Source organism: Pseudomonas sp. NPDC087185 (genome assembly GCF_044744955.1).
Classification (GTDB): domain Bacteria; phylum Pseudomonadota; class Gammaproteobacteria; order Pseudomonadales; family Pseudomonadaceae; genus Aquipseudomonas.
This window is the reverse complement of the sequence record NZ_JBIUZK010000010.1, coordinates 20,476-33,210: the sequence shown is the minus strand read 5'-3', so window position 1 is coordinate 33,210 and position 12,735 is coordinate 20,476. Positions and strand designations below refer to the sequence as shown.

At 65.0% G+C, this 12,735-nt stretch carries 10 protein-coding genes; 3 read left to right on the top strand and 7 right to left on the bottom strand.

Annotated features, from left to right (window positions below):
- Nucleotides 1–24 precede the first annotated feature (24 nt).
- The 7 genes from ACIPIJ_RS26680 to ACIPIJ_RS26650 form a co-directional block, all read right to left on the bottom strand.
- Nucleotides 25–1,383: a carbohydrate porin gene (locus ACIPIJ_RS26680; RefSeq protein ID WP_401082673.1), complete on the bottom strand. Its 1,359-nt coding sequence runs from the start codon at nt 1,381–1,383 to the stop codon at nt 25–27.
- Nucleotides 1,384–1,547: 164 nt separating this feature from the next.
- On the bottom strand, nt 1,548–2,840 hold the full coding sequence (locus ACIPIJ_RS26675; protein WP_401082670.1) for a cytochrome c: 1,293 nt from the start codon (nt 2,838–2,840) through the stop codon (nt 1,548–1,550).
- Between the two features lie 10 nt (nt 2,841–2,850).
- Nucleotides 2,851–4,623 carry a GMC family oxidoreductase gene (locus ACIPIJ_RS26670; protein WP_401082667.1) on the bottom strand — a complete coding sequence of 591 codons (1,773 nt, stop codon included), beginning with the start codon at nt 4,621–4,623 and terminating at the stop codon, nt 2,851–2,853.
- Nucleotides 4,624–4,678: 55 nt separating this feature from the next.
- Nucleotides 4,679–5,404, bottom strand: a complete 726-nt coding sequence (locus ACIPIJ_RS26665) for a gluconate 2-dehydrogenase subunit 3 family protein (RefSeq protein ID WP_401082664.1) — start codon at nt 5,402–5,404, stop codon at nt 4,679–4,681.
- 246 nt (nt 5,405–5,650) lie between these two features.
- Nucleotides 5,651–6,658, bottom strand: coding sequence for a LacI family DNA-binding transcriptional regulator (locus ACIPIJ_RS26660; RefSeq protein ID WP_138736196.1), 1,008 nt, complete (start codon nt 6,656–6,658; stop codon nt 5,651–5,653).
- A 56-nt stretch (nt 6,659–6,714) separates the two neighbouring features.
- Nucleotides 6,715–7,866, bottom strand: coding sequence for an SMP-30/gluconolactonase/LRE family protein (locus tag ACIPIJ_RS26655; RefSeq protein WP_401082661.1), 1,152 nt, complete (start codon nt 7,864–7,866; stop codon nt 6,715–6,717).
- Nucleotides 7,867–7,973: 107 nt separating this feature from the next.
- Entirely contained in the window at nt 7,974–8,687 is a 714-nt protein-coding gene (locus ACIPIJ_RS26650) for a putative quinol monooxygenase (RefSeq protein WP_401082659.1), read from the bottom strand.
- A gap of 214 nt (nt 8,688–8,901) precedes the next feature.
- Between ACIPIJ_RS26650 and ACIPIJ_RS26645 the strand changes: the two genes are divergently transcribed.
- The 3 genes from ACIPIJ_RS26645 to ACIPIJ_RS26635 all read left to right on the top strand — a co-directional run bounded on the left by ACIPIJ_RS26645 (nt 8,902) and on the right by ACIPIJ_RS26635 (nt 12,732).
- Nucleotides 8,902–9,975 carry a LacI family DNA-binding transcriptional regulator gene (locus tag ACIPIJ_RS26645; protein WP_138736199.1) on the top strand — a complete coding sequence of 358 codons (1,074 nt, stop codon included), beginning with the start codon at nt 8,902–8,904 and terminating at the stop codon, nt 9,973–9,975.
- Between the two features lie 120 nt (nt 9,976–10,095).
- Complete coding sequence (locus tag ACIPIJ_RS26640) at nt 10,096–11,298, top strand: mandelate racemase/muconate lactonizing enzyme family protein (protein ID WP_401082656.1); 1,203 nt, start codon at nt 10,096–10,098, stop codon at nt 11,296–11,298.
- A gap of 57 nt (nt 11,299–11,355) precedes the next feature.
- Nucleotides 11,356–12,732, top strand: coding sequence for an MFS transporter (locus tag ACIPIJ_RS26635; RefSeq protein ID WP_138736201.1), 1,377 nt, complete (start codon nt 11,356–11,358; stop codon nt 12,730–12,732).
- Nucleotides 12,733–12,735: the final 3 nt, after the last annotated feature.

The following is a 12,735-nucleotide window of genomic DNA, read 5'->3' as shown; positions in this document are numbered from 1 at the left end:
TGCAAGGCACTGCGGGGTGCTTTTTTAGAATTGACTCTGTACTTGAACGCCGGCCACCCAGGTGTTGACGACTTCGCGTTGGCCGTCAGGGTTCTTGAGGAACTGCAGGTTGGGCATCACGCTCAGCCAGCCGGTCAACTGTGCCCGGTAGTTCAGCTCGGCCACGTACAGGGTGTGCTGCTCGGGCACGTAGCCGGCATCGTTGAAGGTGGCGCCGCTGAGGTCGTTGGCGGTCTTGGCGTTACGCAGGAAGCGCGAGCTGCCATGCACGCGGGCCATGCCGAAGCCAACGGTGTCGGCGGGGCGGGCATCGAACAGGCCTTTGTAGAGCAGGGCGGCTTTCTGGTAGCTGTCGACCGGGGTGCTTGCGCGGTCCATGAAGGTTGCGCTGGCGACTACCGAGAGACCGCGGCTGCTGTCGCCGTTGACGCTGGTCAACTGTTGCTTGGCGACGATCCATGAGCCATGGCGGCTGCCGTTGATGCGGTAGTCGTCGCCGCTCAGTGCGGCCGGTTGACCATGGGCATCCTTGTACACATCGGCGGCTTCGGCGCTGCTGTGGTAGTAGCCGATGCGGTATTCACCGGGCAGCTGATTGACCCGCGGGGTCCAGACCAGCTCGACCGGGACCAGGGTGCCGGTGGTGCCTTGCACGTGCAGCTTGAGGCCGTTGTCGTTGTCGAGGTTGGACGGGTTGACGTTGTACGCGCCGACCTGGGCATACACCTCGGGGGTGATCCGGTAGCGCAGGCGCGCCGCCCACTGGCTGATCGGGCCGTTGTGGATGCTGTCGACATAGTTGCCCGGCTGCGAGCCGCAGAACGCCAGGTTCTGGAACACGCAGTCTTCAACGGCAAACTCGTCGCTCACCGCGAAGCGACCGGCCTTGAGGTTGATCCGGTCGTCCAGCCAGCCTTTGCTCAACCACAGGCCGCCGAGGCGGGTGACGCTGCCACGGCCGTTGATTTCCTGGGTGGCGCCAAAGCTCTTGGCGCGGGGGTCGCTGATGACCTCGTCGAGCTCTTTGCCATTGCGGTTGGTGAAGGAAATGCTGAACACGGCGTCTTGCCAGCCGAGGGCTTTTTCCAGGTCCGCTTCAACGCCGACGTTGAACTGGTCGGAGTAGCGCGTGGCATGGTTGTGGCGATCATAGCCACCGTGCAGTCCCGAGGCCGACTCGCCGACATAGCCCAGTTTGATGTTGATGCCCTGTTCGAGCAGCTCGGTGCGCAAGCCACCCCAGTCGCCGGTCATCCAGCGCGAGTCGATGGCAAACGCCTGGTCGGCGTTGGCCGCAGCGCTGCACAGTGAGGCGGCAAGCGCGCTCAGCATGAAGCCGGCAGTGCGCGGGAAGGCAGTAGCGGTGAAGATCCTTTTGGCCATGATCGGTTTCTTGTCCAGTATGGGTGACTGCCCTTGTTGGTGTTATGTGCAGTCAGTTGCGGGTGGGTGCTGCGTTATCGATGCGGGCGCCGGTGCAGCGCGCGAGGCAATGCCTCATGCGCTGGCCGTTGATGTCGCTGTGCTTACGGGTAATGGCGGCGGGGTTAACGCATCAGCCAGGCCTCGGCGCCCAGCGCGGTGCGCGCCCGGCTGACGTCTGCGGCGCTGACCCGGGCTGCGCTGTTGCCCCAGCTGTTGCGGATGTAGGTCAAGGCGGCGGCGATGTCTTCATCGGCCATCTTCCAGTCGAAGCGCGGCATGCCGGCGCCGGTGGGGTTGCCCGCGGTGACCGGGCCTTCGGCGCCGCGCAGGACGATGTTGATCAGGCTTGCGGCATCGCGGGCGTTGACCTGGGCGTTGTCGCGCAATGCCGGGATCATGTTGCGCACCCCGTGGCCATCCCTGCGGTGGCAGGCCTCGCATTGGCTTTCGACCACGCGCTTGCCGGCGACCATCTGTGGGTCGTCGGCGGCAATCGCCGGGCCCGGCTGTTCGGCGCTTGCCGGCAGCTGCTGCAGGTACGCGGCGATCGCATACAGGTCGGCGTCGGTCAGGTGCTGGGTGGAGTTTTCCACGGCTTCCAGCATCGGCCCGGAGGCCGCCGCCTGGTGGTTGCTGCCGGTCTTCAGGTAGCGCACCAGGTCGTCGCTGGACCACTTGCCCAGGCCGACATGTGGGTTGGGCGTCAGGTCTGGCGCGTGCCAGCCCTGCAGCGTGCCACCGTGCAGGGCGCCGGCCAGGTCGCCGCCGAGCAGGTTCTTGCCGGTGTGGCAGGCGGCGCAGTGGCCGGGGCCATTGACCAGGTAATCGCCGCGGTTGACCTGCGCACTGACGCCGGCGAGCGGTGTGAACGGCTGGTCCTTGAAGAACAGCAGGTTCCACCCGGCCAGCAGGAAGCGCTGGTTGTAGGGGAACGGTAACTGGTTTTCGACGACCGGCTGGTGGACCGGCTCGACCGTTTTGATATAGGCCCACAGGTCGGCGATATCGGCATCGCTCATCTTCGCGTAGGCCGGGTAGGGCATCGCCGGGTACAGGTAGCCGTGGCGGCCGATGCCGTGTCGTACCGCCTTGTCGAACTGCTCGAGGGACCAACTGCCGATGCCGGTCTCCGGGTCCTGGGTGATATTCGAGGCCTGAATGCTGCCAAATGGTGTTTGCAAACTGTAGCCACCGGCGTATTCGGGCTTGCCGGGGACCGTATGGCACGCGGCGCAATCGGCCATGGCGGCGACATAGCGGCCGCGCTCGATCTGCGCAGCGGACTCGCCGAGCAACGCCGGTGGGATCGCTGCAAAGCGCTGGCTTTCGCCGTGCTTGGCCCACGCCGCAAAACCGGCAACGCCGATCAGGCCGCAGCCTAGGGCGATGGCCGTGAGGGTTCTGAACTGGGTCACGGTCATCTCCTCAGCGGGTCAGCAGGCCAGGTTGGCGCAGGTAGTCGTTGATGATCGCCTTGGCGGTCCAGAGGGTCAGGGCGCTCAGCGTGCCGGTCGGGTTGTAGCCGGCGTTGTTGGGGAACGAAGAGGCGCCGATGACGAACAGGTTGTGCGCGTCCCAGCTCTGCTGGTAACGGTTGAGCGCCGAGGTTGCAGGGTCCAGGCCCATGGCGGAACCGCCAATGGTGTGTCCGCTGTCGTACGCGCGGGTCGGCGAGAACGGCTGATCGGGGAAGGCCATCGCCTCCCAGGTCTTGGCCCCGGACTGCCGGCAGATGTCGGCGATCCGGTCGCGCACGAAGCGCGCCATGCGCCGATCGTTCTCGTTGAACTCGAAGGTCATGCGCAACAGCGGTTGGCCGTTGTCATCGGTGTAGTTCGGGTCCAGCGAGAGGTAGCTCTCGGCATGCGCGTAAGAGGTGCCCTGGCCCTGGATCTTGGCGTAGTTCTGGTAGCTGTGCTGGAAGGCCTTTTTCCACTCAGAGCCCCACAGCTTGGTGCCTGCGGGGACGCGGTCGGTCATGCCCATCGGGGTCGCCTGGTCGGACAGGGCGAGGATGCCAGCGCCGCCGATGAAGCCCAGGCCGGTGTGGTCGAAGTTGTCGCCGTTGTAGTCGTCGACCTGGGTGGCCAGCGCGCCGGTCGAGATGAACGGGTTCATGTACTCGTTCTCGAAGTACAGGAAGCCATACGACATGGTCTGGAAGTTGTACGCCCGGCCAATGGTGCCGGTGCGGGTGGCAGGGTCGTAGGGCGTGCCGATCTGCGACAGCAGCATCAGGCGCACATTGTCGAACTGGAAGGCGGCGAAGATGACGATGTCGGCCGGCTGGAAGCCGATATTGCGGTCGGAGTCGATGAAGGTGACCCCGGTGACGGTCTTGCCATCGGCAGCCTTCTCGGCCTTGAGCACCGTACACTCGGTCAGCAGGGTGAAGTTCTTGCGGGTCATCAGCGCCGGGATCACGCAGGCATTGGGCGAGGACTTCGACCAGTTGCCACAGCCGTAGAAACCACAGAAGCCGCAGTAGGTGCAGGGCGCCAGGTTGATCCCGAGCGGGTTGGTGTAGGCTGCGCCCAGGGTGCCGGCGGGGATCGGGAAGGGGTGCAGGCCCATTTTTTCAGTGGTGGCGTGGAACAGGTCGTTCCAGCGTGAGCGCTCCAGCGGCGGCGTCGGGTACTCGGCGCTGCGCGAGCCTTCGAAAGGGTTGCCGCCGGGCTGCAGGGCGCCGTTGAGGACACCGGCCTTGCCGGAAATACCGGCGATCTTCTCCCAGCGATCGTAGTGCGGCTCGAGCTCGTCGTAGGTCACCCCCCAGTCCTGCACGATCAGCCCTTCGGGCAGCTGCATGTTGGAGTAGCGCTCCTTGACCCGGGTGGCCATGGTGAAGTCCGCCGGGGTAAACCTCCAGGCGTTGGCCGACCAGTGCTTGCCGGCACCGCCGACGCTGTAGCCCACCACCCAGTTGCTCAGGTCGCGGCCGGGCAGGGCGGTCTGCGAGCGGTGGTTGCGGAAGGTCAGGGTTTGCACGCTCGGCGGGCGCAGGGCCTCACGGCGGGCACCGTAGCGCAGCTCATCGGCGGCAACGCTGGGCGGGAAGTTGCGGTGGGTCACCTCGTAGGGGCCCCGTTCGATCACCACTACATCGAGCCCTGCGCGGGTCAGTTCTTCGGCCATGAGCGAACCCGCCCAGCCCAACCCGACGATCACGGCGTCGGCTTTCGGTCGTTTGTAATTCATCAGTCATATCCAGATCAGGCAAGCGCCTCTGCGGCGTCATACGTTATTAGAGGCGTCAGACTCGCCCGATGAGGCTCACGGGAATGATGTCCAGCTTCTGGCCTTTCTGCGCCAGGAAGTCGCGGTAGTCGTAGCGGGCCCCCGGGAAGCCGATCATCTTCCAGCCGACCATGCCCTGGTTGCCGCCGTAGACTGGGTCGGCGAAGAACCCTTCGTGGACGTTGGCCAGGCACTGCTTGAACAGCACCTCGCTGGGCAGGCGGCCCAACTGCACCGAGCCGCTTTCCAGCTGCGCCAGCAGGGCATCCTGTTGCTCGGCGCCGAGCGCTTCGAAGCTGCTGCCGAAGGCCTGCTGGCAGTGGCCTTCGAGCTCGGCGAGGCCGATGCGGTAGACCTGCGCCGGGTTGCGCAGCGACTGGTCGCCCTGGCTAGGCGTACCGGCCTGTTCAGGGCCTTTCAGGTAGCGGTTGCTGCCTTGCCCGTACGGCCCGGCCAGTTGGTGGTCGAGAAACACCACGCAGCCGGCTTGCGAGGCACTGACACTGAGCGCGTCTGCCGGGATCAGCCGGTCGAAGATGGCCGTGACCTGGGCGTATTCCTTGTCGCTGAGGAACATCCGCACAGCAGGGTCGACCGGGGTCGGTGGCAAGGTTTCTTTCGCGTGCCAGCGGTTGCCGCCCGACAGCACCCGCAGGGCGGCGCCTGCCGGTCGGTAGATGGAGGCTGCGACGCTGGTGGCAATCAGCACCATGCCGGCTTTGATGACGCTTCGGCGGTCCATTTCAACTCCCTCTGGTAACAGCCGCCGCGTGCGCGGTGCTGCCTGGCCCAGGTCCTGCCCCGTGATGATGCGGGGTCGTTATTGTGAGAGAGCGCTCTCATTCGTGCGGTGAAAAAATGCCCATTCAGGGCGATTGTTGGAGAGCGCTCTCATTTGCAATGAAAAAAAACGGCCGCATGGGCCGACACCGGCAGATCATAGGCGCGACATTTTGTCTCGTCAATGATCTGCCGTCAGCTGAAGCACTCAGGTTTTCTTTGGTGCGGCGGACGAGGTGCGCAAGATCAGCTCGACCGGCATCACGTGGCGTTTGATCCGCTTCGGGGTGCCGGCGATGATGTCCTGCAGCGCAGCGACGGCCGTCTGTGCTTGAGTCTGCGGGTCCTGGCGCACAGTCGAGAGGGCGAACACCGAGTTGGAGGCGCTGGGGATGTCGTCGAAACCGACCACCGAAACATCGTGCGGAACCGACAGCCCCATCCCTCTCAAGCGGTCGAGGATGCCCAGCGCGAGGTAGTCGTTGGAGGCCAGGATCGCCGTAGGCGGCTCAGGGTCCGCGAACAGCGTGTCGACGCCCCTGCGCCCCGACGCTGCATCGTGGGTGCCGCGCAGGTAGAACGGCGTCAGGCCGGCCTCGGTCATGACGTCGCAATAGGCCTTGGTGCGTTCGCGCGCCGAGGCCTCGGTACCGCCGCCCAGGTGGGCGATGCGCCGATGGCCGAGGGCGAGCAGGTGCTCCATGGCCTTGCGGATGCCGCCGTGGTCGTCGACGGTGATCACCGTCACCCGAGGGTGCTTGATCTGCAGGCTGCCGAGGTACACGCACGGCAGGCTGTCGGCGATGCTGTTGATGGCCTTGGCGGACAGCGAGTTGGCAATCAGGATCACCCCGGCCGCACGCAGGCGCAACAGCCGCTCGACCGCGCTGGTCGCGCAGTCGTCGTCGCTCGCCCTGAGGGTGGTCATGGGCTCGAAGCCAGCTTTCACCAACGCGTGGTCGATGGCCTGGGCCAACTCGATATGAAAGGGGTTGTTCGGGTCGCCAATCAGCAACCCGACCATGGAAGAATGCGCCGACATGAGGCTGCGCGCAGCCAGATTTGGCCGGTAGCCCAGCTCTGCGGCGATCTTGGCGATGCGCTCACGGGTTTCTGCGCGAACGCCCGGGTCACCCCGCAGGGCACGCGAGGTTTGCGCGCGAGACATGCCCGCTGCGAGGGCGACATCGTCGAGGGTAGTGAATGGTTTGTTCATAGGCGGGCAAGAATATACGTCTTGCCCGCCGTGCAGTACAACCTTCGCGGCGGCGGTCAGTGGCTGGCAGCGGTGCTCAGCGTCCTGAACGACATCGACTTGCCGAGCTTGATGCCGTCCACCGAGTCTGGCAGGGGCAGCGAGTAGACATGGAACTTGCCCGAGGTGCCGTTCTTGCCTTTATTGAAGTTGGCCATGAGCTCGCCCTGGGTCGCAGGGATCAGCAAGCGGCGGTTGGCGTCGATGAACAGCGCATCCGGGCCGATCAGGCGATCGTCCTGGATCAGGGTGGCGCGCCGGCCATCCGGTGCGACCACTTCGATGCTGCGGCTTTCGACCAGGCCCAGGTAGACGTTGCCCAGCGAGTCGATGCAGGTGCCGTTGATCGTGCCTTTGTCGAAGGCCAGGACGATGTGCTTGGCAAGCTCGGCGTCGCTCACGCTCGGGTCGTCGAGCAGTTGCCGGCGGATCTTGTACATCGGGCTGCTTGGGGTCGAAAACAGCACCCACTCACCGTCCGGGGTGACCTCGAGCATGTCTGCATGCACCGCTGGGCGCTTTCCGTTCTCGTCTTCATAAGGCCGGCCAGCGGTGGCCAGGATCGGACGGTCGAGCGGCTGGCGCAGCAGCGGCTGGTTGTGCAGGCGGCGCAGGGTCTTGCCGGTCTTCAGGTCATGGATGATCAGCGCGCCAACGCCGGCATCGGTGATGTAGACGCGGTTGTCGAATACCCGCAGGTCGTTCATCACCGCACCGGGTGGCAGGATGCTCTCTTCGAAGCGCAGCACCCGCAGGATTTTGCCGGTCTTGCTGTCGAGCTGGACGACCTTGGCCGCGCCGGGCAGGGTCTTGATGTTGTCCGGCGCGCCCTGGTCCACCAGCCACACCGTGTCGTCATCGAACACGTGCACCGAGTTGACCTGCACGAAGGCATTCGCGGCATCGCCGCCCGGTGCCCAGCCGTTCCAGCTGCCCCCGGGGAACGGGGTGTACTCGGTCGGCCCCTGCACGCGCATCAACGACGGGGTCTTCAAGGTCGCGTGCCAGCGGGGCAGGCCGATGAACAGTGTGCCATCGCTCGTAGCGGTGACTGCGTTGGCGATCGTGTCGATCTCGACTTCGGTCTTGAGCTCGGGGCTTGCGGCGAAGCTCAGAGAGGGCAGTAAGGCGGCGAGCGCGAAGGTCTTGATCCATGTCTTGTGTTGCATGTGGCTACATCTCCTGATTGTCATCGTTATTGCGGTGATGTGGCGCCTCGTTCGGAGAGCGCTCTCTTTAATGATGGTATCGTTACCATTACGGTGTCAATGATTGGCTAGTCGAGGATCCGATCCTGCAGCACCAGCACTTCCGGAGCACCGGCCTGCAGTTGGCCAAGTACCCGGTCAAACGCCCTGCCGGCCAACTGGGCGTGGAACTGCTGATAGGCCGCGGCGTCTTTCCAGCGCTCGTAGATGACGAAGGCGTTGTCGTCATCGCGCACGCCGTAGACGTTGAACACCCGGTTGCCCGGCTGTTGCCGAGCCTGCTCGATGGCCGAGCGGGCCTGGCTCAGAAACGCATCGCGCTGCTCAGGCTTGACCGAAAAACGGGCGACGACGTTCTTGCTCGCAGTGGGGGACTCGATTTCGGTTCGGGCCGGCGCCGGCAGGGCTTGCAGGTCGCGCAGCACGTATTTGCGCTCCGGCTTGGCGAACGCCGAGGGCACCAGGGCGAGGACCGGCGCGACGTGGGCCGAGGCCTCGTGCTGCTGATAACCGTCGGCATCGCGCCAGCTTTCGAAGAGCACCAGGGTCGGGTCGTTGCCGCCAATGTCGGCAACATCGAAGACCCGGTTGGCGGCCTCTGTGCGGCTTTGTGTGGCGTTGTTGCGCATGGCCTTGATGAAGCCTTCGCGGGCTTCGGGGTTGATCGTCTGAATGTTCAGGTAGTGCACCGGCTCTGCCTGGGCAGTGCCGAAAATGCCGAGCGCGGCGGCGCTGAACAGTGCGAGCAGGGCAGTGCGGCTGCGTGTGCGGGGATGATGCATGATGACCTCCAGTCTTTATTGTTGTGCGGCGCCAGGCATCCGGGGGGCATGCAACTGGCCGCCGTGGAGGAACCTATCAGGAAAATGAGAGCGCTCTCAAGGCTTTTCACGCAGCCGCTCGATCGTTGCGCATTTCAGCCAGCCTCGCCCTTGGGCCGATCAGCCTGATAGCATCGGGGTTCTTTCATTCGCCCGCATGGATATCGATACCCCCATGGCCGACACCCCGACCGGCACGCCTGGTAAACCGTCCGGTGCCGTTACATTGAGCGACGTTGCCCGTCTGGCCGCCGTGGCGCCGATGACCGTCTCGCGTTATCTGAACAACCCCGAGGCGGTCAAGGCCGCGACCCGTCTGCGGGTGCAGCGGGCCATCGAGCAGACCGGCTACGTGCACAACCGCCTGGCCGGTGCCTTGCGCTCCAACCGCACCCGGCTGGTCGCGGTGGTGCTGCCGATGGTCACCAACCCGTTGTTCTCCGACACCTTCCAGGCCATCAGCACGCGCCTGAGCCAGTCCGGCTACCAGGTGCTGCTGGGGGTTTCCGGGCATCAGCGCGAGCAGGAGCAGGAGTTGCTCGAGGTGATCCTCAGTCGCCGCCCCGATGGCATCATCCTCACCGGCACCCTGCACACACCGGCATGCCGCAATCGGCTGCGAGTGTGCGGGGTGCCCGTGGTCGAGACCTGGGACCTGAGTGCCGAGCCGATCGACATGCTCGTCGGCTTTTCTCACGAGCAGGCGGGCAGGGCGGTGGCGCGGCGCTTGCTCGAGCTGGGCTACCGGCAGTTCGGCCTGCTGGCGGTCGATGACCCGCGTGGCCTGCGCCGGGCCGACAGCTTTCTTGCCGCCTTGGCAGAGCAGGGCGTGAGCCCGGTACCGCGGCTGATCTATCCCGGGGTGCCGTCGCTTGCGCAAGGGCGCGAAGGCCTCAGCACCTTGCTCGAGGGCGTGCAAGTGGGCGCGGCTCAACCGCTGGCGGTGGTCTGTACCTCCGACACCATCGCCCACGGCGTGCTCACCGAGGCAGCGGCCCGCGGCATTCGGGTGCCCGAGCAGCTGGCGGTGATGGGCTTTGGCGACATGAATTTCGCCGCCCATACCTTCCCCTCGCTATCGACGGTAAAGGTCGATGGCAGCCTGATCGGCGATACCGCCGCGCAGATGCTCCTGGCCCGCCTCAAGGGGCCGCAGCAAGGGCAGCAGGGCGTGCAGGACGTCGGCTTCGAGCTGATCGAGCGCGACAGCACGGCGCGCGTGGCAACGGCGACCTCTACCGACGACTGATAGACACGAAATACGCCTCGGCGGAACCAGCACGCTTGTCGGGCGTGCTTTTCTGGGGTAGGGTTTTGCCCATGAATGGTAACGATACCATTTTTGCTTCAGCCGCCTTGGATTACAAAAATGTCAAAAATCACCTGCGTCAGAACCTTCCGCCTGCCCCAACGCCCCAAGCTGATCTGGGTAGAAATCGAGACCGACGAGGGCTTGATCGGTCTGGGTGAAACCTTTCGCGGCGCCGCCACCGTCGAGGCCGCTATCCATGAACTGATCGCGCCTGGCCTGATCGGCAGGGATTCACGCCAGATCGAAGCCATTGCCCTGGAGCTGTCGACGCCCTACGTGGGCTTTCACAGTGCCAGCGCCGAGATCCGTGCCGCCAGTGCGATCGACATCGCCCTGTGGGACCTCAAAGGGCAGCGCCATGGCGTGCCGATCCACGAGGCACTGGGCGGCGCCAGCCGTGACCGGGTGCACGTGTACAACACCTGCGCCGGCTATGAATTCAACACCCAGCAAGGCGCCCGCCGGGAGATCTCCGAGGCCGACAGCCGCCAGGGCCCGTATGACGATCAGTTGGCGTTTGCCCGCGACCCGGCGGCCCTGGCGATCAGCCTGGTGGAAGAGGGCTACACGGCGATGAAGATCTGGCCGTTCGACCAATTCGCGCGTCAGCCCGGGGCCAACACGATCAGCCTGGCCGAGGTAGAGCAGGGCGTGGACACCTTCCGCAAGATCCGCGACGCGGTCGGCAACAAGATCGAAATCATGTGCGAGCTGCACAGCCTCTGGGACACCAGCGCGGCGCTGCGCATCTGCCAGGCGCTGGAGCCGTTCGACATCTACTGGGTCGAGGACCCGCTGTGCAAGATGGATGACGCGCAAGCGCTGGCCGACCTGCGCCGACGCACCCGTGTGCCGATCTGCGCCAGCGAGACCCTGGGCGGCAGCGCGGCCTACCGCGAGCTGCTCAAGGCCGACAGCCTCGACTACCTCATGCTCGACCTGGTCTGGTGTGGCGGGTTCACCGAGGGGCGCAAGGTCGCCGCGCTGGCGCAGGCCTTCAACAAGCCGCTGGCGCCGCACGACTGCACCGGTCCGGTTGCGCTGTTCGCCGGGCTGCAGCTGGCCATCCACGCGCCCACGGCGGTGCTGCAGGAAGTCGTGCGGGCGTCGCTGTCGACCTGGTATGGCGACCTGGTCGATGAGCTGCCCCAGATCGAATCGGGTTTTGCCCTGGCACCGACCCGGCCCGGCCTGGGCACGGCACTGCGCCCAGCGTTCAAGCAGCGCGCTGACATGATCATCCGTCAAACCTCCCGTTAAGCGGAAAGTGAAGGGCAGCTGTGTGCTGCCTTCCCGCCCTCCGGCATCGAGAAAACAATGAAAAAAACAGGTTCTCTTCGTCGCTTTTTCGCCGAGCATCGCCGCTACGAGGTGATTGCTCTGCTGTTCATCATGATGATCGTCAACCAGGGCGATCGCGCCACCTTGTCGATCGCCGGCGCGAGCATCTCGCAGGAGCTCGGCCTGGGGCATGCGCAGATGGGTTGGCTGTTTTCGGCCTTCGGCTGGGCCTACATGCTCCTGCAATTGCCCGGTGGCCTGGCGATCGACCGCTTCGGCAGTATCCGCGTGCTGGGCTTGGCGATCGTCGCCTGGTCGCTGTTTACCGCAGCGATCGGCACTGTTGCGTTGATGCCCGTGGGCCTGGCGTTTCTCGCGGTGTTCGTCTTCCGGTTTCTGGTCGGCGTTGCCGAGGCTCCGTGTTTCCCGGCCAACAGCAAGATCGTCTCGATGTGGTTCCCGTCATCCGAGCGCGGCACGGCGACGGCGATCTTCAACTCCTCGCAGTATTTCGCCGCCGTGGTGTTCACGCCGCTGTTGGCGTGGATCTCCACGCGCTGGGGCTGGCCGTGGATCTTCTACGTTATGGGCGCGGCGGGTGTGTTGATCGGGGTGGTGTTCATCCTGCGCATCAAGGCGCCTGCGGATCACCCGAGCATCGAGGCGCAAGAGCTCGAGCACATCCGCTTGGGCGGCGCCAGCCTGACCGAACGCCCCACGGCTGTGGCGCGTAAAGCCACGCTGGGTGAAACCTGGAAAGACGCCCGCGCGCTGCTCGGTCAGCGGATGTACCTGGGCATCTACATTGCGCAGTTCTGCATCAGCACGATGACGTTCTTCTTCCTTACGTGGTTCCCCGTGTACTTGGTGCAGCAACGCGGTTTGTCGCTGCTCGATGCCGGCCTGATGGCGGCAGTGCCGGCGATCTGCGGCTTTATCGGCGGCATCAGTGGCGGCGTGATCAGTGACTGGATGCTGCGTCGCGGGTTGTCCTTGACCCTGGCCCGCAAGCTGCCGATCTTCGTCGGCATGTTGCTGTCGATGAGTATGATCCTCTGTAACTACGTCGACAGCGATTGGCTGGTCGTGCTGTTCATGGCACTGGCGTTTTTCGGCAAGGGTGTCGGCGCATTGGGATGGGCGATCATCGCCGACGTCTCGCCGAAGAACAGCGCCGGCTTGAACGGGGCGATCTTCAATACCTTTGGCAGCACCGCCGGTATCGTCACGCCGATCGTCATCGGCTATCTGGTGCAGTCGATGGGCTCGTTCAACGGCGCGTTGATCTATGTCGGCCTGAATGCCGCCGGGGCGTTCGTCAGCTACCTGCTGATCGTCGGCCCGCTGCGCCGTCCGGATGACAAGCTGCAAGCCGACAGCGGCCAGCAACCGACGCCGGTGACGGCGGGCTGAGCC

Bases quoted from the DNA above. Each gene is read 5' to 3' on its own strand.
- ACIPIJ_RS26640 (WP_401082656.1), top strand. From the start codon at position 10,096: ATGTCAAAAATCACCTGCGTCAGAACCTTCCGCCTGCCCCAACGCCCC.
- ACIPIJ_RS26660 (WP_138736196.1), bottom strand. From the start codon at position 6,658: ATGAACAAACCATTCACTACCCTCGACGATGTCGCCCTCGCAGCGGGC.
- ACIPIJ_RS26665 (WP_401082664.1), bottom strand. From the start codon at position 5,404: ATGGACCGCCGAAGCGTCATCAAAGCCGGCATGGTGCTGATTGCCACC.
- ACIPIJ_RS26655 (WP_401082661.1), bottom strand. From the start codon at position 7,866: ATGCAACACAAGACATGGATCAAGACCTTCGCGCTCGCCGCCTTACTG.
- ACIPIJ_RS26645 (WP_138736199.1), top strand. From the start codon at position 8,902: ATGGCCGACACCCCGACCGGCACGCCTGGTAAACCGTCCGGTGCCGTT.
- ACIPIJ_RS26680 (WP_401082673.1), bottom strand. From the start codon at position 1,383: ATGGCCAAAAGGATCTTCACCGCTACTGCCTTCCCGCGCACTGCCGGC.
- ACIPIJ_RS26635 (WP_138736201.1), top strand. From the start codon at position 11,356: ATGAAAAAAACAGGTTCTCTTCGTCGCTTTTTCGCCGAGCATCGCCGC.
- ACIPIJ_RS26650 (WP_401082659.1), bottom strand. From the start codon at position 8,687: ATGCATCATCCCCGCACACGCAGCCGCACTGCCCTGCTCGCACTGTTC.
- ACIPIJ_RS26670 (WP_401082667.1), bottom strand. From the start codon at position 4,623: ATGAATTACAAACGACCGAAAGCCGACGCCGTGATCGTCGGGTTGGGC.